The 25,276-nt window shown below is 33.6% G+C and carries 25 protein-coding genes; 7 read left to right on the forward strand and 18 right to left on the reverse strand.

Translation table 11 applies throughout. The features are described from left to right. Positions 1–349: 349 nt before the first annotated feature. The 3 genes from JG554_RS12755 to JG554_RS12765 are packed head-to-tail and all read right to left on the reverse strand — an operon-like array spanning position 350 to position 3,227. On the reverse strand, positions 350–1,525 hold the full coding sequence (locus JG554_RS12755; protein ID WP_046207100.1) for an ABC transporter permease: 1,176 nt from the start codon (positions 1,523–1,525) through the stop codon (positions 350–352). Further along, positions 1,522–2,202, reverse strand: a complete 681-nt coding sequence (locus JG554_RS12760; protein ID WP_046207101.1) for an ABC transporter ATP-binding protein — start codon at positions 2,200–2,202, stop codon at positions 1,522–1,524. Before JG554_RS12760 ends, JG554_RS12755 begins: the two co-directional genes overlap by 4 nt. Continuing rightward, positions 2,199–3,227 carry an efflux RND transporter periplasmic adaptor subunit gene (locus tag JG554_RS12765; protein WP_064209665.1) on the reverse strand — a complete coding sequence of 343 codons (1,029 nt, stop codon included), beginning with the start codon at positions 3,225–3,227 and terminating at the stop codon, positions 2,199–2,201. Before JG554_RS12765 ends, JG554_RS12760 begins: the two co-directional genes overlap by 4 nt. A gap of 256 nt (positions 3,228–3,483) precedes the next feature. Between JG554_RS12765 and JG554_RS12770 the strand changes: the two genes are divergently transcribed. Continuing rightward, the gene (locus JG554_RS12770) at positions 3,484–4,095 is read left to right on the forward strand and encodes a YIP1 family protein (RefSeq protein WP_070038423.1); all 612 of its coding nucleotides are present in this window, start codon (positions 3,484–3,486) and stop codon (positions 4,093–4,095) included. Positions 4,096–4,235: 140 nt separating this feature from the next. Here JG554_RS12770 and mbcS read toward each other — a convergent pair whose 3' ends face one another. Beyond that, entirely contained in the window at positions 4,236–5,813 is a 1,578-nt protein-coding gene (mbcS, locus tag JG554_RS12775; RefSeq protein ID WP_107359924.1) for an acyl-CoA synthetase MbcS, read from the reverse strand. 276 nt (positions 5,814–6,089) lie between these two features. On the opposite strand from mbcS, the gene JG554_RS12780 reads away from it, so the two are divergent. Continuing rightward, on the forward strand, positions 6,090–6,986 hold the full coding sequence (locus JG554_RS12780) for a DUF5996 family protein (protein WP_107359925.1): 897 nt from the start codon (positions 6,090–6,092) through the stop codon (positions 6,984–6,986). A 265-nt stretch (positions 6,987–7,251) separates the two neighbouring features. Next, a complete protein-coding gene (locus JG554_RS12785; protein WP_203265322.1) occupies positions 7,252–8,655 on the forward strand; it encodes an MDR family MFS transporter in 1,404 nt (467 codons plus the stop codon). Positions 8,656–8,843: 188 nt separating this feature from the next. On the opposite strand, the gene JG554_RS12790 is transcribed toward JG554_RS12785, so the two are convergent. From JG554_RS12790 to JG554_RS12810, 5 genes are all read right to left on the reverse strand, one after another. Then, the gene (locus tag JG554_RS12790) at positions 8,844–9,161 is read right to left on the reverse strand and encodes a YflT domain-containing protein (RefSeq protein WP_046207107.1); all 318 of its coding nucleotides are present in this window, start codon (positions 9,159–9,161) and stop codon (positions 8,844–8,846) included. A gap of 57 nt (positions 9,162–9,218) precedes the next feature. After that, the gene (locus JG554_RS12795; RefSeq protein WP_046207108.1) at positions 9,219–9,617 is read right to left on the reverse strand and encodes a hypothetical protein; all 399 of its coding nucleotides are present in this window, start codon (positions 9,615–9,617) and stop codon (positions 9,219–9,221) included. 312 nt (positions 9,618–9,929) lie between these two features. Further along, positions 9,930–10,397 carry a nucleoside deaminase gene (locus tag JG554_RS12800; protein ID WP_070038432.1) on the reverse strand — a complete coding sequence of 156 codons (468 nt, stop codon included), beginning with the start codon at positions 10,395–10,397 and terminating at the stop codon, positions 9,930–9,932. A gap of 74 nt (positions 10,398–10,471) precedes the next feature. Then, complete coding sequence (locus JG554_RS12805) at positions 10,472–11,056, reverse strand: phosphatase PAP2 family protein (protein WP_107359927.1); 585 nt, start codon at positions 11,054–11,056, stop codon at positions 10,472–10,474. Beyond that, a complete protein-coding gene (locus JG554_RS12810) occupies positions 11,053–12,240 on the reverse strand; it encodes an FtsW/RodA/SpoVE family cell cycle protein (protein WP_064209670.1) in 1,188 nt (395 codons plus the stop codon). Before JG554_RS12810 ends, JG554_RS12805 begins: the two co-directional genes overlap by 4 nt. 324 nt (positions 12,241–12,564) lie before the next feature. On the opposite strand from JG554_RS12810, the gene JG554_RS12815 reads away from it, so the two are divergent. After that, a complete protein-coding gene (locus JG554_RS12815; protein WP_046207112.1) occupies positions 12,565–13,173 on the forward strand; it encodes a class I SAM-dependent methyltransferase in 609 nt (202 codons plus the stop codon). Positions 13,174–13,348: 175 nt separating this feature from the next. Here JG554_RS12815 and JG554_RS12820 read toward each other — a convergent pair whose 3' ends face one another. Further along, positions 13,349–13,480, reverse strand: coding sequence for a beta-class phenol-soluble modulin (locus JG554_RS12820; protein WP_046207113.1), 132 nt, complete (start codon positions 13,478–13,480; stop codon positions 13,349–13,351). A 385-nt stretch (positions 13,481–13,865) separates the two neighbouring features. On the opposite strand from JG554_RS12820, the gene solA reads away from it, so the two are divergent. The 3 genes from solA to JG554_RS12835 all read left to right on the forward strand — a co-directional run bounded on the left by solA (position 13,866) and on the right by JG554_RS12835 (position 17,140). Continuing rightward, entirely contained in the window at positions 13,866–15,050 is a 1,185-nt protein-coding gene (solA, locus tag JG554_RS12825) for an N-methyl-L-tryptophan oxidase (RefSeq protein ID WP_107359928.1), read from the forward strand. Between the two features lie 2 nt (positions 15,051–15,052). Further along, on the forward strand, positions 15,053–16,186 hold the full coding sequence (locus tag JG554_RS12830) for a M20 family metallopeptidase (RefSeq protein WP_107359929.1): 1,134 nt from the start codon (positions 15,053–15,055) through the stop codon (positions 16,184–16,186). A gap of 93 nt (positions 16,187–16,279) precedes the next feature. Continuing rightward, complete coding sequence (locus JG554_RS12835) at positions 16,280–17,140, forward strand: LysR family transcriptional regulator (protein WP_073345302.1); 861 nt, start codon at positions 16,280–16,282, stop codon at positions 17,138–17,140. A gap of 22 nt (positions 17,141–17,162) precedes the next feature. Here the strand turns inward: JG554_RS12835 and add are convergent, their stop codons facing one another. The 8 genes from add to JG554_RS12875 all read right to left on the reverse strand — a co-directional run bounded on the left by add (position 17,163) and on the right by JG554_RS12875 (position 25,264). Further along, the gene (gene add, locus JG554_RS12840; protein WP_107359930.1) at positions 17,163–18,140 is read right to left on the reverse strand and encodes an adenosine deaminase; all 978 of its coding nucleotides are present in this window, start codon (positions 18,138–18,140) and stop codon (positions 17,163–17,165) included. Between the two features lie 492 nt (positions 18,141–18,632). Continuing rightward, positions 18,633–19,241: an adenylyl-sulfate kinase gene (gene cysC / locus JG554_RS12845; RefSeq protein ID WP_070038448.1), complete on the reverse strand. Its 609-nt coding sequence runs from the start codon at positions 19,239–19,241 to the stop codon at positions 18,633–18,635. A gap of 19 nt (positions 19,242–19,260) precedes the next feature. Next, positions 19,261–20,442 carry a sulfate adenylyltransferase gene (gene sat / locus JG554_RS12850; protein WP_107359931.1) on the reverse strand — a complete coding sequence of 394 codons (1,182 nt, stop codon included), beginning with the start codon at positions 20,440–20,442 and terminating at the stop codon, positions 19,261–19,263. 21 nt (positions 20,443–20,463) lie between these two features. Beyond that, on the reverse strand, positions 20,464–21,369 hold the full coding sequence (locus JG554_RS12855) for a sulfite exporter TauE/SafE family protein (protein ID WP_046207121.1): 906 nt from the start codon (positions 21,367–21,369) through the stop codon (positions 20,464–20,466). 23 nt (positions 21,370–21,392) lie between these two features. After that, entirely contained in the window at positions 21,393–22,004 is a 612-nt protein-coding gene (locus tag JG554_RS12860) for an NAD(P)-binding protein (RefSeq protein WP_107391320.1), read from the reverse strand. A gap of 44 nt (positions 22,005–22,048) precedes the next feature. Next, on the reverse strand, positions 22,049–22,783 hold the full coding sequence (locus JG554_RS12865; RefSeq protein ID WP_046207123.1) for a sirohydrochlorin chelatase: 735 nt from the start codon (positions 22,781–22,783) through the stop codon (positions 22,049–22,051). 19 nt (positions 22,784–22,802) lie between these two features. Beyond that, a complete protein-coding gene (gene cobA / locus JG554_RS12870) occupies positions 22,803–23,573 on the reverse strand; it encodes a uroporphyrinogen-III C-methyltransferase (protein ID WP_107359933.1) in 771 nt (256 codons plus the stop codon). Positions 23,574–23,596: 23 nt separating this feature from the next. Continuing rightward, complete coding sequence (locus JG554_RS12875; RefSeq protein WP_238394797.1) at positions 23,597–25,264, reverse strand: NADPH-dependent assimilatory sulfite reductase hemoprotein subunit; 1,668 nt, start codon at positions 25,262–25,264, stop codon at positions 23,597–23,599. Positions 25,265–25,276 lie beyond the last annotated feature (12 nt).

The raw sequence follows: 25,276 nt of genomic DNA on the forward strand, positions 1-25,276 counted from the left end.
ACATTTATATGGCAAAGCATCTCAAAAGTCGACACTAGCAGATCTCGTAAATTTCATGTTTCCATCTGATAGACATAAATTTTGTTCCTGTATGAACATATTTTTAAAACAAGTAGTGAATCAAGATTGAAATCTGATGTATTTAAATTGACTGTAGTCCCTACTGCATCGAGAAAAACTAGGGATGAATGGATAAAAGGCTGAGACTATTCTTTTGTCCCAGCCTTTTGCATGTCATATTTATACTTGAGCTATAAATGTTTATGTTTTTTGTATCCAACTTGTATCGCATAAAATGACGAAACCTTTTTATAAAAGCGAATGGCTCTTTTTATATCTTTTTTAAATACTACTTAATTATATCGATCAATTCTTTCTTCGCAGCTGAACGCGCTGGAATCCAACCAAATACGATACCGATCAATGTAGAAACACCTACAGCAATGAGCACTGAGCTTAGACTAACCGCACTCTTAATATAGTCTGGTGTTACTGCATCTACTAGACTTGCGACAAGTATGCCTATGATTAGACCTATGATACCGCCAATCACACAAAGTACAACACTTTCTACCAAGAATTGGACTTCAATGTCTCGCGCTTTTGCACCAAATGCACGACGTATCGCAATTTCTTCTGTACGCTCAGTAACTGAAATGTACATCACATTCATAACTCCAATACCAGCGATAAATAGTGAAATACCTGCAACAGCAGCTACAAAGTAAGTAATACCATCAAATACTTTGTTGATATTTTTCATGAATTCTTCCATATCTGTATAACTATAGTTTCCATCGCCTGCGCCTGAACCTTTTTTATTCAATTCTTTAGCGACTTTGTCAGCGACTTCTTTCTTATCAGCGCCATCTACTAATGATAATTGAAGTGATGGAAAATCTTGCGTTAACTGCCCCATATACCTATTAAATGTATTGGAAGGCATATGAACAGCTGATGGGTTCATCGCATCGTTTACAATGCCTACAACTTCGAAACCTTGATTATCAATGTATAATGTTTTACCTATAGCTTCATTATTGAATACATCTTTGGCAATTTTGTCATCAACGGTAACAACTTTTTTATTTAGTTCATTATCATCTTCATTAAAACCTTTGCCTTTTTCTGGGCTAGTCATTTCTTTTTTCTTTAAAATACTAACGTCGCCTTTTTTCTGGGCATTTGTCATTTTTGCAGAATAACCTTGATCGTCACTTTCTTTGATTTTTGCATCTGTAACACCATTCACTTGTTTAGCAATATCCAAATCTGACTGGCTAAAAGGATTATCTTTCGCACCTTCACCACTACTCGTCATATAGTTTACTGTAGCAGAATCTTTGCCTGCTCCTGTATCTTCAAATTGCTCTGACGCTGTTTGTTTAAACCCATTACCTAACGACATAATCGTAATAACAGCAGCAATACCAATGATGATACCAATCATAGTAAAAATATTACGTCGCTTATTCTTTAAAATGGATTTGAATGAAATGGCGATGATGTTCGATAAATTCTTCATTCAACCACCTCTTCTCTTTGTACACGACCATCTAGTATATGAATAATACGATCTGCCTTATCCGCTACTTTGCGATCATGTGTTACGAGAATCATCGTTGTGCGATGTTCTTTATTTAATTTCATAAACAAATCAATAATATCTTCAGACGTTTTTGAATCAAGTGCCCCTGTAGGTTCGTCAGCAATGATAAATTTCGGGTTATTGATGATTGCACGAGCAATGGCTACACGTTGTTGTTGCCCTCCTGATAATTTGTTAGGTACTAAATTTTCTTTATCATATAGTCCCACATCGTGTAATGTATTGATCACTTTTTCTTTACGTGCTTGAGACCCCAGTCCTGCATAAACTAAAGGAATACTTACATTTTCCAATATCGTATTGTTTTGAATTAATTTAAAGTTTTGGAAAACAAACCCTACTGTTTTATTTCTAATTTCTGCCAATTCGTTATCTGAACTTTTTTTATAATTCTCGCTATTAAACAAATAATCGCCTTCATAACCTCGGTCAATAAAACCTAATATGTTGATGAGTGTACTTTTACCAGAACCTGAAGGCCCCATAATTGCTATGAATTCTCCTTCTTTAATGTTGATATTGATGTCTTTCAAAATGTGATTTTCTTCATCACCGTTTTTGAAATGTCTATTGATATCTACAAGTTCTATCATGATGACACCTCAACTTTGTCTCCATCATTCATAGATTTTTTAGGGTTTTTAATTAGTTTGTCACCTTTTTTCAGACCCTCTTTTACAAATATTTCACCGTTGACTTTATCAATTTTAATATCACGTTTTTCAACTTTATTGTTTTTACCTAGTACAAAAACATGATTGTCTTTAGTTAACACTGATTTTGGTAACTTGATTGCATCTAATGGCACTTCAACTTCCATAGAATAACCTGCACGTACAGGAATATCTATATCGCTAATGACGATTGTATATTTAGATGAATCTGAGTCACTGCCACCGCTCGGGTCCGAAACTGGATTAGAAGCTTGAGCACCACCATCTTCTTCACTACCTGAACTAGCTGCTGCTCCGCCTCCAGATTTACTTAAACTTTCTTCATAACTTTTTGGCAACTCTGAAATTTTCTTGATTTCACCTTTACCTTTTTTACCAGTACTTGTTACTTTAACGTCTACTTTGTCGCCTTCTTTAATCTTTCCTAGATCAAATTCAGTCACTGTTGCTTTAATTTGTGGTTCATCTGCAACAAGTTGTAGAATAGGCTCTCCATCAGAGACATTTTCTCTATTTTGAATATCAATTTTACCGTCAAAAGCAGCATAAATACTGTCGTTCACTTGACGATCATACTGGTTAAGTTGTTGTTGTGCTTCCGCTCTTTCATTTTCATCTTTGGCGTTGTCCACTTTATCAACTAACTGCTGGCGTTTATTATTATTAATTTCATAATTGATGAGTGGATCACCTTGTTTAACTGATTGACCATCATCAACTTGTGTACTTACGTACGTTCCCAATTGACTGTTATTATTATATGTTTTAACTGATTTAGGTGAAGCTTTACCTTCTAAATTGAGTGGACTTTCTTTCTCCACTTTATATGTATCATAACCATCCTTTTTATCTGAGCTACTATTTGCTTGCCTTAAAATTAATGCAATTGCAATTAATACGATAACGACAATAACACCGATAATCCACATCCACTTTTTCTTCAATGCTAAAACACTCCTTTAAATTATTATTCATTTTAGATACTATCATAATCACACAACAAAAAATATAATGCATAACATTATTTTATATACAATATTTTTTGATAAATATATACCTAACAATATTGTAATATCAGCAATAGTAATCGAAAAGATTTTATTTTTTTAATTTTATTTAAAGTTTTTCTTAAAAGTGTTTTAAAATATTGTAGGTAATGTTATGCTTTGGAAAATAATATATATAGGGGGCAAGGGATTCATGGAAAATTCTAACTTACCATTCGCACAACATTTTTCAAAATTACGCGAACAACCTAAATGGGGACTCAAATTAATCATTGCAATAGTCGTCATTGCACTCTCAACAACTGTTGGTGCATTATCTATTGATTACAATGAAATTTATCAAGATGCAGGTGCAAGTGCTCAAGATATGGGCAATATGCAAACGATTGGCTTAATTACTGGCATCATCACTGGTTTAATTGGTGGCATTTTTGGTATTGGTATTACATTTTTAATCTTTTTAGTTATTTCTAAAATAATGAAATCTGATGCAACCGCAAAACCTATCTTTTCTGCAACATTAAGTTTTACTATAATTACTGGCATCGTAGGTTTAATTGTTGCATTAATCCAATGGATTGCTGGTTTATCTCCTACTGATTATAATATTGCAAGCTTAAATGTCTTTGATAAAGGCAACCAAATGTTAGGCGCATTTAACTTACAAACACTAATCAGCGCATATGTATTTGGCATTATGCTCTTTGCGACGAATCGTTTGTCTAAAAAAGCTTCAATTATTTGGGCAATTGCATACATCATTGTATCAATTGGATTTGCCTTAATAGGAGCAAGTTTCCAATAATACATATATTTGCTAAAAAACATGGAACATTCCGTTCCATGTTTTTATTTTGATATAACACTACTCACACACAAAACAAGCGCCCATCATTATTATTGTCAGTATGATAGGCGCTTGCTTTCAAATGAATCAACATTGATTTATAAATATTTTTCTTTTTCCGCTTCTCTTAATTCAATTCGTCTAATTTTACCTGAGTTAGTCTTAGGTAAATCATCTACAAATTCAATTGCTCTCGGATATTTATAAGGTGCTACGTCTTGTTTAACGAAATTTTGTAATTCCTTAACAACTGCTTCATCACCTGTAACGTTATCTTGTAAGATGACAAAAGCTTTGACGATATTCCCTCTGATTTCATGTGGACTCGCTACGACTGCACATTCTTTTACGTATGGATGTTTTGTCAATGAATCTTCTACTTCAAATGGTCCGATAGTATAGCCAGAACTAATGATAATATCATCTCTTCTACCTTCAAACCAGAAATAACCGTCCGCGTCTATTTTTGCTAAATCACCAGTAATAAAGTACTCGCCAATTTGTGGATTTGCAGTACGTGCTTCATCTTTATAATAGCCTTTAAATAAAGCAGGTAAGTCTAACGGCACTGCAATATTGCCTATTTCATTGGGTTGTGCAGGATTACCATCCTCATCGATAACCGTAACATAACTGCCTGGGATAGCTTTACCCATTGATCCAGGACGTCCTTCTGTATCCTTTAAGAAACCGATTAACAATGTACTTTCTGTCTGGCCATAGCCGTCTCTAACAGTTAAGTTAAAGTTTTGTTGAAATTTATCAACAACTTCTCTATTTAATGGTTCCCCAGCAGATACAGCACTATGTAAATGTGACAAATTATAATTTGTTAAATCAGGGGATTTTGCCATTAAACGATATTCAGTTGGAGTACAGCAAAGCACATTGATTTGATACGTTTCTAGTAATTCGAGGTATTTCTCAGCATTAAATTTACCATTATAAACAAATGCCGTTGCGCCTGAACCCATGATTGATAAAAATGGACTCCATACCCATTTTTGCCAGCCCGGTGCTGCTGTCGCCCATACGATATCATCTTCAGTTATGCTTAACCAATGCTTCGGAGCCATCTGTAAATGTGCATAGCCCCAACCATGAGAATGTACCACTGCTTTCGGATTACCTGTTGTGCCTGATGTATATGATAATAAAGCAATATCTTCTCTTGAAGTTGCTTCTATATCAAGTGTATCTGAAGCATCAGTTTGCGCTTCTTCAACGTTAATCCAATGATCAACCTTACTGCCAACGATAAATTTAAGTAATGAGTCATATTCTTGAACGCCTTTGAACTCTTCGATACTATCGCCTGTGGCTACAACTGCCTTAATTTCACCATGCGTTATACGATATTGTAAATCTTTAGTACGCAACATTTCAGAACTAGGTACAATGATAATACCTAATTTCCACGCGGCTAAATATACTTCATATGTCTCAATCGCACGAGGCATCATGATTAATAATTTATCACCTTTTTTCAGACCATATTTTAAAAATACATGGCCAATCTTGTTTGCATTTTTTATCAGTTGGTTATACGTTATATCTCGTTCTTTACCAGTTTGATCATTAAAAATAATCGCTTTTTTTGACGAATCATTTGCATATTTTTCAATTTCGCTAACTATATTATATGTTTCTGGAGCAATTAAATCTGCTTTATTCATTGGTTACTCTCCTTATTTCGGTGATTAATTTTACAATATACATGACAATATCAAGTTGTATTTTGATTATTCAGAAAATAGCATTGCGTTCACATTCATTTTGTAATGAACTACAACTTAGCACATACTTGATTAGTTCACATATCTTTATCATTGTATCATTATAACAAATGATACTTTAATATACTTGATACAAGCATTTTTATATTGTGTTTCAACTTTAGTTTCTGTGGTATAAAATTTATAGCAAATAATATATGAGGTGGTATTCGTATTATGAATTTTAAAGATTGGGAAAATGAAAAAGACACACTACATTTATTATCACAGATATTAGGTAAATATAAATTAGAAGCAAGTTATCAAGAGCCCCAGTGGTCACACGTGACGCTAAATATAGATGTCCAAGGCTTTTCAACTGGTATGTTAAGTTATGAAACACATACATTTTCGCTAAGCGTTAACCTGATACAACACCACATTGAAGTCGTCGTTGATCAAAACGTGCATGACATTACCTTAAAAAATGGAAGAACTATACAATATTATTATAACGAAATTGAAAAACTGTTAAACCAGTCAGATATTCATTTAAAAATCAATACTTTACCACAAGAAGTAGCAAACCCGATACCATTTGAAAATGACACAGAACATCATCATTATGATGATAAAATTGCCAAAAAAGCATTAGCATTAATGAAATTCGCCTATCATGCTGAAGCAAACTTCGTTAATGGGCTAAGAGTAAGAAAATCTAAACCAGGTTTATTTTGGGGGACTTTTGATATTTCTTGTATGATCGTCAAAGACCAACCAGCACCATTTGAAGATGATAGCAAGGTTATTGAACGTGCAGCTTTTGATGAAGAAATGATTGAATTTGGCTTTTGGTTTGGTGATGATCAGTTTGAAGGACCAACCTTCTTTGTCTTGCCATATCCTTTTGCAGATCAGCCATTTGATACTGACGATCGATTTCCTAAAGATAGTTATTTCGATAAACAATTAATGGAATATCTGATTGAATACCAACAACATCATGACATTGATACAATCACTCAATTTTTCAAAGCATCTTATCTTAAATTCGCAGATTTTTTAAATTGGAATAATGTCGATTATGTTTTTTCTCCTTTAAAAATGAAACCAAACCATTTAAATAATAGATAATCATTTTTAACTAAATACAGTTACTTTTAATAAAATCGAGGGTATGAGACGTCAATCATGTCTCACCCTCATTTATATTTTTATACAACTTTTGATGTATAACAGAGTGGAATTAATATATACTCAACTTAAGAAATCCCTTTCATGACAATATTTCAAACTTATCACAGATAAATTTGAAAAAATAAGTTCAACTTTTAGATTTACGACGATTCGAGTGCTATAATAATTAGATGTGTAATTTGTTAAGAAAGAAGTGAGTATATTGACAGAAACTGGAAACTTCCATGTTGAAAAAAGAATACCTCTGTTTATCGTACTATTATCAGGGGCTTTTATAACAATTTTAAACCAAACTTTACTTGGAACGGCATTACCACCAATAATGAAAGATCTCCAGGTCTCAGAAAGTACAGTACAATGGTTACAATCTATATTTATGTTAGTAAACGGAATTATGATTCCTGTAACTGCATTTTTAATTGAACGCTTTACATCGAGGCAGTTATTCTTAACTGCAATGAGTATTTTTGCAGTCGGTACGTTGTTATGTGCAGTTGGTATTGACTTTTCAATGCTATTAATCGGACGTGTCCTACAAGCAGCAGGCGCAGGTATCATGATGCCACTAATGCAAACAATACTATTTTTAACTTTCCCTAAAGAAAAACGCGGTACAGCAATGGGTCTATTTGGACTTGTTATCGCATTTGCTCCAGCTATTGGACCTACTTTATCAGGTATCTTAGTCGAACACCTCACATGGAGAAGTGTCTTCTATGTTGTATTCCCTATCGCGATTATTATTATTATTGCTTCTATATTCCTATTGAAGAACGTTACAGAAACAACACATCCAAAACTAGATATTGCTTCAGTTATCTTATCTACACTCGGATTTGGTGGCTTACTATATAGTTTCAGTTCTGTTGGTGAAGCAGGTTGGACTAGTGTTCAATTTATTGCACCACTCATCGTTGGTATCGTTTCACTCGTTGTATTTATTCGCCGTCAATTAAATTTAAAAGAACCTATGCTTGAGTTTAGAGTATTTAATTACGGAATTTATGCGTTAGGTACGATACTAAGTATGTTTGTATTTGGTGTGCTGATTGCAACAAATATCATCTTGCCACTTTATATGCAAAATATGCTACAATACTCAGCCTTAAAATCTGGTTTAGTATTACTACCAGGTGCAATTATTATGGGTATGATGAACCCAATAACTGGTTACTTATTCGATAAATTTGGAGGTAAATGGCTCGCTCGAATCGGTTTATTCGTACTAGTTGTTTCAACATTACCATTTACAATGTTAACAGAGCATACAACATTTACGTATCTCGCTACTTCAAATGCATTGAGAATGGTTTCAATTGCTATGGTTATGATGCCGATGACGACATTAGCAATAAACCAACTGCCAAATGAGCTAATCGCACATGGTACTGCCATGAATAACACTTTCAGACAAATGGCTGGTGCTATTGGTACTGCAGTCTTTATTACTTTAATGTCAGTTTCAGCAATACCTCAAGATGGTATTACCGGTATTATTCACGGTGTTAACGTAACATTTATCGTTGCTACAGTTATATCAGCTATTGGATTACTACTATCATTTAAACTTACGGACGATAGCAAACCAAAACGTCGTACCTTATAAACATGCGTAAATAACAATACAATGTTTAGACTATCGATATTATTGATAAAAAACGTCAATTTCTACCTTTATAGAAATTGACGTTTTTGTTTATGATAAATCTCAGCATTTAAGTTTTTCAAAACATGAGCTGCATTGCATTTTTGTTTGCTTACAACCTTAAAGCAATGTTTTTCTCCTTCAAAATTTTACAATAGTCCTCTAACTCTTGAATCAGTAACAATTAAATACACTTTGCCGTCATCCATATCACTTTTAAAAGATGCGATTTCACCTTCATCTACGCCTAGCCCAATCAATTTTCTTTTCAATGCATCTCTTTCAGAATCATTTTCATTTTTTATATCTATTCCTAAAATACTCGTATCTTCTACAATTTTATCAGTTCGAGATTTATCCAATGATAATACATAAATGTCCTGATTACCGATACCTTTATCCTGTAATGCTGCAACATCTACTTCTAATTCACTATCATTCTTATAAGCTTTAACTACTGGTTTCATAAGAAAGACCTCCTCTTAAAATGTCCTTCATCATCATTCACAAGTTCATATTAATTATTACGCTTTAGACTGAATCATTAACTGATCGAAACGTTCTTTTGTCATATAAAAATAGGTGTTCTCTAAAATTTTATCAAATAAGTCTTCTCTTTCATCCTCTTCTTTTAGGGTGAAGTTCGTCTCGACATCTTCCTGATTTGCTTCGTCGACAAAAATAACTTGTTCATTTTTTACATCTAACGTTTTACGATGATAAATGAGCTCTAAATGATCATTTTTCCGGTGAATTGCTTCAATATTTTCAATTTTATACGCACTATGAATAAAATCAATCACTCGTTTCTCTCTATAACGTTTATGCTTTTGATCTTTAAAATCTTTAGCAAAACGTTGTTTCACTAGTAAATAAATTATAATGATTACAGCTATAATTAATAGAAAAATTAACGTGCTCATCAGAATGTCCCCCTTATCACTAACCCCTTAGTTGTGTTATTACGATATTATGCATAATTTTCCCATTTTGCATATTCTTAAACATGCCAAAAGCTTTTATCACAGTCATTAAAGCTATTTTATTTTATAGACATTTAACGAAAAAGCAATGATAAAAATTACATACCATACAACGCAAACCAACACTTTACATCCATCTATAATTTTAAATGCCTTAGTGATAATTATAATGGAAAAGAAAAACATTTATTTATGCAAAAAAATATGAACCCCCTTCAGCTATTAACTGCCAGAGAGGATTCATATTTTCATTTATTGTTGATGATACCGAAGATGTAGTGATTCAATTTTAGGCGACAAGGCTTCGAAAGGTCCTTCAACATTCGCATCTCTAATTACGCTTTCAATAGGTAAATTTTTAAAAGGTGCCGGCGCAACATTGATAGTTTCCAACCATTGACTCAATTGTTTTGAGGAACTCACATATACAATTTTATCTAAACCAACGAGTGCATGTGCAGTCGCACACATCGGGCAATGCTCTCCTGATGTAAAAACAATTGTATGCTTTCTTTCTTCAGGCGTAAGATGAGTTGCTGCCCATTTTGCAATCGCAATTTCAGGGTGTTCAGTCGCATCTCCGCTACTGATTCTATTATAATCTTCAAATAAAACATTACCTTCAACATCCACTAATAGTGAGCCAAAAGGTTCATTACCATAGTTTAACGCTTCCTCGGCAAGCTCGATTGACCTATTTAAATATTTTTCATAATTCAATTAAATGCCCCCTCCTCCATCATCATATGTATTAATCAAAAATTAATTTATAGATTAGCATTTAGCTTAACAAATTATTCGATTTTATCTAGTTTTCCGCTTACATGACTATTGTAATTAAGTGATTGAATCATAACTGAAATGACTAATAAACTCCCCATAGTATCAGTAAAATAATGGGCGCCCACGTAAATACGGGAAATTATAATTGAAGCTACTAAAATAATTGCTATACAATATAATATTTTATTCCTTTTTATTAATAATATTAGACTTACCAATATGCACACACTTAAAACATGCATACTGGGAAAACTATAACCTTCAAAATATGCGGTTGGTCTCGGTCGTTGAATGACATATTTCATAAACGTACCTATTAAAAATACTGAAAAGCACCAAAAGCCATACCACAAAAATTTAAATTTATGATAGAAAAACAAACCAGCTAAAACACATATTGTTAAAATCAAACAAATTTTAGGGTCAAAAATAACTGAAACAAAATAGAGATATCGTTTTATAATATCTGTGTTTAAATATGTATGTAACATATTATATACAGTTTGGTCTACGGGTTTTGCTATACCTATTGCAATACTAATCAATATAGCAATAAGCAAAATAACTGGCAATGTAATTTTTAAAATATGCTTCATTTTACAGTATCCTTTCTTTCGTTGTTAATTCTTCTAGCCACTGCTAAGAGTGCACCAAACGCTATGCTGATACTCAACATGGAAGAACCACCATAACTCAATAACGGCAAAGTCACACCAGTTAATGGAATAATACCAGACACACCAGCTAAATTAATAAAAACTTGCATAAATATGTAACTAACCACGCCAACACATATCAATTTATAAAACTGATTATTTGTTTTATTCGCATAAATAAGCCCTTTTACTAAGAGATAACCATAAATTGTAAGTGTGAATAGTACGCCAAGTAGTCCTAACTCTTCTGAAATAACAGTAAATATGAAATCAGTGTGCGGTTCTGGTAAATACCCTAACTTGGCTATCCCATTGCCTAAACCTTTACCCGTCAGTCCACCATTGCCAATCGAGGTTAAGGCACTCGTTAATTGATAACCATCATTATCTTCATATTTAAACGGATCTAACATCACTTTTATCCTTTTTAGTCTATATAAATTTTTAGAATCAAAAATCAGTGTATAAATTCCATAAATAACTAATGGCACGAGTGTAATTCCCATAATTTGAAATTTAATTTTATTTTTTATATCTGAGTATATTAATATACAACCAATAATAGCTACTGTTAGTAAAGTTCCGCCTAGATCTCCTTGCATCAACACAAGCAATAAACCAATACCTAATATGGCAAGTGGTGGTAACATATGCTTTAATTGGTAATCTTTGTGACTCCTCACACGTTGATTAATAATGTAAGAAAGATAAAAAATCGAAGCTAATTTCAAAAATTCCGAGGATTGTAAACTAAATATTCCTAAATTAATCCAGTTTCTTGAACCATTAATCTCTTTCCCTATCAAAATTGTAATTAATAGCAAGCATAAGGTGCCAATAACCATCAATTTTTGTATATGAGCACTTTTAAAGAAATTTATATTTATGCACAATGCAATAAATATAACGACTACAATACCCATAATCAAAAAGATAAATTGTCTTTTCATAAAATAATTACTTTCAATTGAAACGCCACCAGTTAAAGCGCCTTTAGATGCCGATACCATGCTCGCACTATATATCATGACGACACCTAAAATGCCTAGTATAATAAAACTAATTAGCATCCCATAATCTAGACCTTTTAACCGTTGCTTAATCATTCTTAAAATATTCTTCATTTCTGCACCTCATTATAAACGTCCACCACCTAGTAAACCAGATATAACAAGCATGCTCAATCAGACTTTAGGCTTACCTAATTTAATATGTTATTCGTATATTATGTATTTCTATTTAAATATTTTATCTATACATAAAATGAACAAATTTACTTTTTAAAAAGTATCAATTAATTATCTATAATTTTAAATTACACGAGATAACTGTAAACGTATTGATTTGAAAAGATTATGTCCATTATGCTAAACTATATTATAGATTTTAAAAGTCTGTAATAACTTTAAAATCTATAATATGGAAATCTACATTAAAGGATGACAAATTTGAATCAATCTCAATTTAATCAAATAGCCCGAAATTATGACAATAACGAAAGAATAAAGCTCGCTAAAACGATCTCTTCCGAATTAAATTTATTATTTAACAAAGGTACGTATGATTCATTATTAGATTATGGTGGCGGCACTGGCCTTGTCACATTCGATATCGAACATCATTTCAATCACATCACTGTTTTAGATGCTTCACCGAAAATGGTTGGAATATGTAATACCAAAATTAAAACATTAAATAAAACTAACATTGCAGCCATTGAAGGTGACTTGCTCGCTTCGAACAATATACTGCTTCATCAAACTTATGATGTGATATTGCTTTCTCTTGTATTACTTCATAGTGGGAATTACATGGCATTACTACAACAGTTAGTCACGCAATTAAATAGTAATGGCTTACTTATCATAGTAGACTTCGATAAAAACGAAAATGTTAATCATCCGAATATCTATAATGGGTTCGAACAAAAAGATATCCAAAAATCACTACACACAATAGGACTTTCGAATATAGACAGCCATACTTTTTATCAAGGCAAAAATATATTTATGAACAAAGATGCCAGTCTCTTTTTAGCTTCTGGACAGTTAACGTAATCTCCTCAAAATGTATAATCATACAAATTTAAATGTATAGTTTTTATATAGTTATTCATTGCAAACACGAATTTCCTTCCCAATGAATTGAACAACAAAAAACTACTGTTTTCTAACACTTTATGTGTGAAACAGTAGTTTTTCTTAAGTATATATTTAATTGAAAATATGTCTATTAACCAAAGAATCCAGCGATGAAGTCTGCACCTTTAGCTACTACATCTGCGATGCTAGTTCCCATATTTACCCAGTCGTGATCTAAACCTGATTTTACTGCATTTGAAATTGCTTCTACGATACCTGACATAATGTAAGCACTCCTTTAAATTGATTTAATTTGTTATTTAAAAATTACGCGAAAGTGTCAACTAAAGTTTTGATTAATTTAATGATACCACCGATAATATCTGCAATCATCATGTCAATACACCCCTTTACTTGTTTGTGTAATTACATTGTATGATAATTAATAATTAAAATGTTAAATTTTTCTCAATTAGTTTAATTAAGTTCCTAACTGTCTTAATTTAATAATAAAAGTACAGTTAGGCAAAATACTTATGTGTATTGATATCACTTTTAGAGATATCAACCATCTCTTTTTGTAATTTTACACCTAGAACTATTGCTATTAGACTTGAAAGAAATACTTGCCAAATGATTAAATTTGTTTCAACTAAGGAGAGATGGAAATGGGAAAACATTACGATGTCATCGTTGTCGGAGCTGGCTCTATGGGTATGTCAGCTGGATACTATTTAGCAAAAAATGGGTGGAATACACTAATGATAGATGCTTTTGATCCACCACATGAAAATGGAAGTCATAGTGGTGATACAAGATTAATAAGACATGCTTGTGGAGAAGGTTTATCGTATGTCCCCATTGCTTTGAGAGCACAAGAACTTTGGAATGAACTTCAAAAACAAACAAATGAACGTATATTTTTAAATACAGGTGTTATTACTTTTGGTCCTAGTGATTCATTATTTGTACAAACTGCAATCAATGGTGCTCGGCAATATAATCTAAATACTGAAACTTTATCTGCTAAACAAATTAACGAAACTTGGCCAGGTATTACAATACCTGATGGCCAAATTGGTTGCTATGAACCTGAAGCAGGTGTGCTATTTTCTCAAAATTGTATTCGCGCTTTTAAGCGACTCGCTCTAAATCATGGTGCCGAATTAAAAATCAATTCGCCAGTGATGCATATTGATATTCTTAATGACTCAGTAGAAGTTCAGACCCCCTCTGAAACAGTTACAGCAAATAAATTAATTATTACTGGTGGTGCTTGGAATAAAAAAATTCTAGATGATTTAGATTTAAAACTACAACTTCAACCTTCTAGACAAACGATAGCATGGTTTGATTCCAATGATATTTTATACAAGTCAGATGGATTTCCAGGCTTTTTTGCCGACGTTCCGAGTGGTGTATATTATGGATTCCCTTCTATTGATGGTACTGGTTTAAAAATAGGACGTTATGATAACGGAGATCCTATCGATCCAACTTATTACAATAAATCATTCGGGTCTTATGTAAAAGATGAAAAAGATATTAGTGGTTTTTTGAACGCATATATGCAACAAGCTAATGGAAATATCAATGTAGGTAAAACTTGCATGTTCACCAATACATTAGATGAGCATTTTGTGATAGACAAACATCCCAAATATGAACATATTGTCATTGCTGCTGGTTTTTCAGGACATGGCTATAAATTTTCAAGTGCCGTCGGAGAAATATTATATGAATTAGCCACTAAAGGTAAGTCCAAACAAGATATATCACTATTTAAAATAACACGTCCAAGTTTACAGCCTGAAAATAAAGAAAAAGTTTTTAATAAAGCAAGGGGGGTTTAAACATGACACAATCAAATTTAAAATTCTTACAATCGCTCATCAATGTCGATAGCACCAACCCACCTGCTAACGAAAATAACGTTGTACAAATTTTTAAACAACGATGTGCATCTCGTAATATTCCTTTTGACATTACACATTTAAGTGACAAAAGAAGTAATTTTTCAGTAACTTTAAAATCTGAGCATCCAAACGCTAGCAAACTCTTATTATCTGGCCATACCGACACTGTAAAGATAGGCGCACAAAAATGGGATTATGATCCTTTTAAAGGCGATATTGCTCATGGAAAATTATATGGAAGAGGAACAACAGATATGAAAAGTGGTTTAGCTGCTTTATATCTTGCTTTAGAATCTTTGATTGAGGAAAACTATGAATTCAAAAAAGATATTGAATTTTTAGCCACCGCAGGAGAGGAAGTAGATTCAATCGGTGCGGAACATTATGTCAAAAACGCAAATATGGATAATGTATCTGCTATCATCATAGCAGAACCCACGACTGAGAAAGTTGCAATTGGACATAAAGGAGCATTATGGATAGAAGTCACTTTGACTGGAAAAACTGCACACGGCGCAATGCCAGAACAAGGTATTAATGCAGTTGAGGGCATAAACAAAGTCATTCAATTGGTAAATGATTTAAAAGACGAATGGTCAGAAGAAACAGTAGCTTTAGGCAAGAGTAGCATCTCAGCAAATATGGTTAACGGTGGTATTCAAACGAACGTGATACCCGACAAATGTACATTAAATGTTGATATACGAACAGTTACACCTAATATTCATGACAAACTGTACAAGCAATTTAATCAACGCTTAACTCAGATATTTGCTGATAGTAACTCTCCAAAAGTAAACACAAAAATATTGCTTGACCGGGCGACTGTTTTAACGGATGTCGATGCTGAAATTATTCAAAAAGCCTTAGATATTTCGGAAGAAAATGATATTACTGGAATGGCTTATTATACCGATGGATCCGTGCTAAATCCTAACAGTGACATTCCCACATTAATTTATGGGCCAGGAATAGAAACATTAGCACATCAACCCAACGAATATGTAGAAATAGCAGCTTTCGAACGATCTATAGACTTTTTCAAAGCATTAATTAAAAAATATGCAACATAATTAGACTGCCGTCATAGTGACGGCAGTACTTTTTTCTGCATAAAAGAAATTGTTTCATGTATAATAGCCTCAAACGAAAACTCAGGTGATATTATGGAAATCAAAGACTTTAAAATTTTTCAAAGCGTTAGTCAACATCAAAGTATCAGTAAGGCTGCTAAATCACTAAATTATGTTCAATCTCATGTTACCTTTCGCATAAAACAACTAGAACAAGAACTCAACACACAACTTTTTTTACGTCATAATAAAGGTACAACTTTGACGAAAGATGGTGAAAAATTCCAAATATATGTTGAAAAAATTTTAGCCACATTAAATGAAATAGAACATGATTTTGATAAACAAGAAACATCTAGTGGCAAAATTGATATTGGGATTGTCGAAACTATTACTAAATTACCGATGTTATTATCTATGTTTCGGAAAAATTCGCCACACGTTTCTCTTTCACTACATACCGATGTTACTGCCAATATTTCTAAAAAAATAGTCAATCAAAACTTAGATTGTGGATTTGTCACTGGTTTCAAACATCATCATCATATAAATAAAGTGGAGTTATTTAAGGAAAAACTTGTATTAATCTCCGGTACAGAGATGACCCAATTAGAAGACATAACATCCGCAGTATTTTTGGTATTTAAAAATGGCTGCAATTATAGAAGAAATCTTGAAGCCTGGTTAAAATCCGAAAATACTAAAAAACCAACACTTATAGAATTCGGCACTATGGAAACAATTATCGGTAGTGTAAAATCAGGTATCGGCATTAGTTTAGTTCCGAAATCATCGGTACAAAATGATTTGGAAAACGGCTCATTATATAGCTATGAATTGCCAGACAAATATAGTAATATCTCGACAGACTTTATTTGGAATAGAAATTATCATTTAAGTCTTGCTATGACTCATTTTATTCAAACTATCAAATCTTTTGCATATCAATACTAAAATAAACAGTAGTGTATACGCGTTATGACATTGACTGAAGCACTTGCCTTTTTTCTGCTTCAGTTAAAAAGGCATATTGAACGGCACGCTTATTAATATATTTAATCTGCTTTTTATTGATTAACTGATGTTTTAATAGCAACGTATATTCTTCATTTAATGAAGTTTGTGTCACCATACGATTGTCTGTATTGATAATAAAAGGTATATCATTTTTTAATAAGTAGGGAATATTGATTTGTGACAACGTCTCTATAGCTTTAGTTTGCAAATTACTTTTAGGACATATTTCTAATAATACATCCTTCGCTTTAACTTCATTTAATATTGCTTCATCTAAATTAGCAGCAACACCATGACCGATACGTTTAGCACCTATTTTGATTGACTCTAAAACATTATGTATACATCCACACTCACCTGCATGGAGTGTTAAATTCATACCTTTTTCTAACCCATATTGAATGGTATCTTGTATTTCATGTGGTGGAAATCCTACTTCAGGACCCGCAAAATCAATACCACATATTTTTTCACTGTTATATACAGACACATCATCAAATAATTGTTTATTCACAGACGCTGCATGTTGCCTCATTGCGCAAATCAGTAAATTCACTTTCATATGTAATGTATCTTGTACAATATTAACGCCCGCTTCTACTGCTTTTAGTACATCTAAAAGGGTCATCCCCTGTTCCATATGCAACAATGGTGCAAAGCGAATTTCTATATATTTAACATTATCCTCATAAGCTTGTTGCGCAACATCTACAATTGCACGCTTAAGACTATCTGCTGTTTGCAATACTTTTAATACTTCATCAAAACACTTCAAATACGACGCTAAACTTTCACAATCCTCTTGCACCGTGAGACGATCCTCGTTTAGATGTACGCCTTGTTCTTGAGCCAATTGTCGAATTAAATGTTTGCTGACTGAACCATCTAAATGACAATGTAATTCTATTTTAGGAATCTCCTTTATACTTTGATTCATTTTAGTAAACTTCCCTACCTTTATATTGTGTTCATTACTTTTAAAATGCTAATCAGATAAATTTGATTTATTTAATATAACACTTTAATTTTCACATTTCTATAAAATATATGAGTATGATTCAATACTGTTTACTTACCTACAAAACACCTTATAGTAAGCCTTTTTAAAAGTTGATACGCGCATTAACATTTAAAAACAGGGTGAAACCAAACTCGTGATTTGATTTCATAACCCTGTTTATCAATGCATTCATAATTTATAATTGGTTATAATGACCTAGTATTATCATTGATATACCTATGCCAATAAAGGATACTACCATAATTGAGATCATTATTTTTAATTCTATAAGAAAGTGTTTTCTATTTTGACCTAAACGCACAAGTAACAATCCACTCAACATTACTAAAATAAATATAATAAATAATATTATGGCAATGATATTTAATATCTCCATTCGATTGCCCCTTCAGTTTTTTATTATTAAAGTTAAATGCTATCGATATACTGATGTTGTTGTAAATAATCCATAATTTTAGATACTGATGCTTCAACAGAGAGGGTTTCTGTATCTAATACAATCTCTGGTTGTGTAGGCGCTTCATATGGCGCATTTACGCCAGTAAATTCTGCAATTTCACCATTTCTTACTTTTTTATATAAACCTTTAGGGTCTCTATTTTCACATTCTGATAGACTACATTGCGTATAAATTTCTATAAAATCATCTGTATCTAATAATTGGCGCACCGCTTCTCTATCTGATTTATAAGGAGAAATAAAAGCAGTAACTGTTATCAAACCTGCATCTACCATCAATTTACTAACTTCCCCTATACGCCGTATGTTTTCCTTACGATCTTCAGGTGAAAATCCTAGATTCCGATTCAATCCATGTCTAACATTATCTCCATCCAAACGATATGTATGGATTTGATGGTTAAATAGTGCTTTTTCGAGTTCTACGGATATCGTTGATTTTCCTGAGCCTGAAAGTCCTGTAAACCAAATGACTGCACTCTTATGTTGATTACGCTGTAACCTTTCATCTTTGGTAACCTCTGATGCGTGCCATGTTATATTTTTAGATTCTCCCATTACTACATCTACACTCCTTTTATTTCTGTTCTTTCAATCCATTTATAAGAACTTGAGCCACTTCAGGTCTTGAAAATTCTTTCGGTAACGTTTCTCCATTTTTCAATTTTTCACGAACTTTCGTACCACTTAAATGTAAATGTGCTGAAGCATCATGTGGGCACGTTTTTGCTGTAGCCATGTTTTCACATGTTTTACAATAAAAGGCATGTTCAAATTTTAATATTTGTATACCCAATTCTGCTTCGTATTTAGCAATCAGTTCTTGCGCTTCATACGTGCCATAATAATCACCTACGCCTGCATGGTCACGCCCTACAATAAAGTGTGTACATCCATAGTTTTTACGTACTGTAGCATGTAATATCGCTTCTCTAGGCCCTGCATATCTCATTGCGGCAGGATAAATAACTAAACGCGTTTTATTTTCCGGGTAATAATTTTCCAATATAACCTGATAGCTTTCCATACGTACTGATGCTGGAATATCATCAGATTTTGTTTCACCTACTAAAGGATTCAACAACAAGCCATCTACTGCTTCTAGAGCAGCCTTTTGAATATACTCATGTGCGCGATGTACTGGGTTTCTAGTTTGAAAACCTACTACTGTTTGCCATCCTAAGTCTGTAAAGAGTTGTCTTGTTTCTTTAGGATCCAAATGATAATCTACAAATTCGTCGTGTTTAGGTCTATTTAATAAATAAATTGGGCCTGCGAGATAGACGTCCCCTTTTTCATAGACCTTTTTGACACCAGGATGATCAACATCCGTCGTTCCATATACAAGTTGCGCTTCTTTTTGTTTGTCATACGTGTACTTTTCTTCTAAGTCAATCACACCATATAAAACACCATCTTCCCCATACAAAGCCACACGAGAGCCAATATTCAAATTTTGAGATTGCGCTGTTGTCACAGGTAGTGTAATCGGAATGCTCCAAACCAAACCATTATCTAAATGTAAGTGTTCTACCACGTTGGTATAATCGTTTTGATTCATAAAGCCTGTCAGTGGACTGAAGCCACCTATTGCAATTAATTCCAAATCTGATAAACTCCACGGATTTAAAGTGATAGATGCGAGTGTTTCAGCTTCTTTAAGCAATTGTTCTCGCTCTGCGCCGTAGACCTCCCTATTGATAAGTGCACCACCATGAGGTTGGATGGTAGATTGTTCTTTTTCGTTTATTAATGACATGTTGTCACACTCCTTAATGAATTAATCTAATTTATTTACATTGGTTTCATCTTTAAAAGTAGCAAACGGTAATTTATTATTTTGGTATAAAGCATATAAAATTAATCCGAACCAAATCACAATCAATGCAATTTTTATTGCGATTGATAAAGCGTGATTGATTTCAACAACACTAATCAGTGAATTTGTATTTGTGAAAATAATCAATCCACTCACACACACAGCTAATATATTCATCGGTAACAGTCTGACTAACCATGCTGCAAACGGTGCAGCAATCATACCACCGACACTTAATGACACGACAAGCCACCAATTAATTTGACTCCAACCAAGAAAAATAATAAAGCTTAGCGACGCAGATACTGTCACGAAAAACTCACTTGCCGATACCGTACCAATCGCATACCTAGGTTCCAATTTCTTTTGAGCAAGTATTAATGGCGTATTAACCGGTCCCCAGCCTCCACCACCAATTGAATCTAAAAATCCTGCCACGGCGCCTTGTGGTATTAATACAAAGCGGGATGTTTGTTCATTCGTTTTTGATAATGGTTTTTCTTTAGTAAATAAAAATTGGTATAAAATATAGAGTCCCATTGATAATAGAAATACAGCGATAAATGGTTTAATAAAGTCACTATGTATATGACTTAATATAGCAGCACCAATAAAAGCTGTTATCGCTCCAGGAATCGCTAATTTAATCATGGTAGGTTTATGTACGTTTTCAAATTTCCAATGCGACGTTCCTGACGCTGCTGTAGTAGCAATTTCTGAAAAATGTATTGTAGCTGAGACTATTGCCGGTGCTACACCAAATGTCAATAATATTGAAGAAGATGATGCGCCAAATCCCATGCCTAATGAACCGTCAATTAATTGAGCGAGAAAACCAGCCAGTGCAAAAACAAATAACTTATACATATGATGTCCCCTTTCCTTTCAATTTACTTCAGCGCTGATAACCACTTTCTAACTTCATTTTGCTTACTTATTTTTAAATATTTATCATTTAAAATTTGCTTCAAAAACCGTTCTTTTTCCTCCGATGAAAGTGAGCTACGTTTAACTTGCTGTCTACATTCATATAGGAAATCTACATAATCACCATATGCGCTATTAAAATGTTGTTGTAACTCAGCTAAAATTTGACTGGCCAGCTTAGGACTGGCACCTTGTGTTGAAACGCTGATCGTTAACTTACCACGTCGCAATATACTTGGTATCAATACATCACCTGCTAACGCTTGACCTGCCATATTAATTAATGCCTTGTCTGGCTTTGCTTGTAATATAGACTGGTTTACATTTGTATCATTCGTCGCAACAATAATTAAATCTGCATCTTGCACATCACTGCTTTCAAATATTTTATTCCGCCACTGAATCTCTTGTTTATCAACTAATTGTTTTAAGTTATTAGTGAGCGTGGGGCTAATAATTTGAATTAGTTTTGTATATGTTTTTAAAAGATTGATACGTCTTTCTGCTATTTTTCCGCCACCTATAACAACGATTTGTTTTTGCGAAATATCAACCATTAAAGGGATGTAAGACATAATGTCACTCCTCAGATAAGGTACTTTCAACTTTGATAAAATGACTAAACTGTATCAAATGTCTCTTCCACACGTTCTTTTAATGCAATTTGTAATGTCTCATGATGACTCAGATGCGCTGCTAAAATAATGTCACTTTTAAATTGATAAGCACTCACAACATTAGCGATGTGTTGGTCTAAAATACCTGTAAACCAGATATACGGTAAAATAAATATTTGCGAATGACCTTCATTTACTAATCGGTCCAGTGCATCTTCAAATAACGGTTCACAAGCTGCTAAATAGCACACTTCTATACTTTTAGAGGGGAACATTTCTGATAATTGTGACTTTATTACCGAAAAATCTTGCTTTGTTTGCGGATTATAACTTCCTCTACCAATAACTAATAATTTAGCGTCAGCATTAGGTGTGATTTTACGTTCTTCTAAACGTTGTTTAAGCACTTCCGTTAATCGTTTTTGTACGCCTAAAGGTTTACCATAATTAATTTTCACATTGGGAAATTGTGCTTTCATACGTTCAATTTCTTCAGGTATATCTTTGTAGTAATGTCCTGCGCTAAGTAGCAATACAGGTACCACTGAAATTTCTGTTGCACCTTGGTGCACTAATTTCCTAAAACCTTCAGATATATCCGGGTCTACAAGTTCTAAAAAACATGTTTCTTGTAAAGGAATATTAATTTTTGTTTGTACACGCGCAATCAATGACGTTGCTTCTTCGACTGCTTCTGCTACACGACTACCATGACTGACATATAAAACGCCTTGCATATCATAACCCCTCCAACAACTATGATGTGAGTTGTGTTAATAATTCATTTTTATATGTTTCTTCAAACCAACTGATTCGGTTACGTAATTTCACGACTTCACCCACAATAATCATAGCTGGATTTTCAATCTCTTTTGCACCGTGGACAATGGTTTCTAATGTGCCTACAACGGTTTTTTGTAATTGAGATGTACCCATATGTACAAGTGCTACTGGCGTATTTTTATTACGTCCATTTTTAGTTAATAACTCAACAATTTCTGGCAGCTTTTTAACTCCCATATAGATACATAACGTTTCCGGCCCTAAAGCTAGATGTCTCCAGTATTCATCCTTGTCAATTTCTTTATTGATAACACCCGTAACAAATGCAACTGAAGAGCTATAGTCTCGATGCGTTACAGGGATACCTGCGTATGCAGGTGCTGCGATACCTGCAGTAATACCTGGTACGATTTCAAATGATATATCATTTGTGGCTAATACTTCTGCTTCCTCGCCACCTCTGCCATACACGAATGGGTCTCCACCTTTCAAACGTGTAATCGTGTGTCCTTCTAGTGCTAAATCGACAAGTAATTGGTTAGTATCTACTTGCGACACTGATTTATGGTTAGGATTTTTACCACAATATATTAACTTAGCAGTTATAGATGCATAATCTAATAACTCAGGGTTAACTAAACGGTCGTATAAAATAATGTCAGCCGTTTCAATCGCTTTTTTACCTTTAACTGTAATTAAATCCGGATCACCAGGGCCCGCACCTACTAAAAATACTTTTCCCATCCTAACACCACTTTCTTAATTGATTAACTGTGGAATAATTGACCGTCTGTAACTGCTTCAACAATACCTGCCCTGACGACAAAATCACCAAAACGTTCACCAACAGTTCTTTCTTGTGCATATTGCAATAAAATAGGCCTTAAACTTTCTAATATTTCCGCTTCATCAATATTTTCTTTATACAACTTATTTAAACGATCACCAGCGAAACCACCACCTAGGTACATATTGTACTTACCTGGTGCTTTTCCAATAAATGCAATTTCAGCTAATGCTGGACGTGCACAACCGTTAGGACATCCCGTCATTCTAATGGTTATTTCTTCTTCGTTTAAGCCTGCTTCATCTAACAGACTTTCTATTTTCGTTATTAGCGAAGGTAGGTACCGTTCAGATTCTGCCATTGCTAAACCACAAGTAGGAAAAGCGACACAAGCCATGGAATTTTTCCGCAATCCCGTATAATATTCGCCATCTGTTAAACCATATCGCTTTATCAGCGCTTCAATTTCTGGCTTTTTCTGTGTTTCAACATTCGCAATTACTAAATTTTGGTTAGGCGAAAGTCTAAAATCTCCAGTATGCACTTCAGCAATCGCTCTTAACGCTGTTTTCAATTGATATTCTTCTGTATCTTTAACACGGCCATTTTGAATAAATAATGTGAAATGATGTTTGCCACTGCCTTCAGTCCAACCATATCGATCACCATTATCTTCAAAGTGAAATGCACGCTTAGGCTCTAGTTCCCAACCTAACCGACGATTGAGCTCATCCGTAATCCATGTTACGCCTTTACGATCCACCGTATATTTAAAACGTGCATTTGTTCTCTCTTCACGATTTCCATGGTCTCTCTGAATTGTCAGGATTTTTTCACAAACATCGATGACCTGTGATTTTGGAAAATAGCCAATCAAACGTCCAACTTGTGGATATGTCGCAGTATTTCCATGTTTCATTCCCATGCCACCACCAACTGTAAGATTAAATCCAACTAATTCACCATCTTCAATAATCGAAATTAACCCAATATCTTGAGAAAATACATCGATATCATTAGAAGGTGGGACTGCGATACCAATTTTAAATTTACGTGGTAAATAGGTTTTACCATACAGTGGCTCTGGTTCTTGATCACTTGTATCTAACACTTTTTCTCCGTCTAACCAAATTTCGTGATAAGCTTGTGTTTTAGGTGAAAGATGACGGCTAATATCACTTGCAATCTGATTAATTTCCGCATGCACATCAGATTGATAGGGGTTAGGGTTACACATTACATTTCTATTAACATCGCCACATGCTGCTAACGTGTCTAATAAAGATTGATTGATATCAAACATTGTTTGCTTTAAGTTTCTTTTCAAAACCCCATGGAATTGAAACGCTTGCCTTGTTGTTAATTTAATCGTTTGATTTGCATATTGGTTCGCAATATCATCCATCGCAATCCATTGTTCTGGAGTCGAAGCACCACCTGGCGCACGCACTCTTATCATGAAACTGTATGCAGGCTCTAATTTTTGTCTACGGCGTTCGTCGCGAAGATCTCTATCATCTTGCATATAACTTCCATGAAACTTTAATAATTTAGTATCTTCTTCTGAAATCGCACCTGTAATTCTATCTGCTAACCCTTCGACAATTGTGCCGCGAAGGTAATTACTATTAGCTTTGATACGTTCCATCTCATCAAGTTT

Origin of the sequence: Staphylococcus sp. 11-B-312, assembly GCF_016743055.1 — a bacterium.
In the GTDB taxonomy this organism is placed as follows: Bacteria; Bacillota; Bacilli; order Staphylococcales; family Staphylococcaceae; genus Staphylococcus; species Staphylococcus ureilyticus.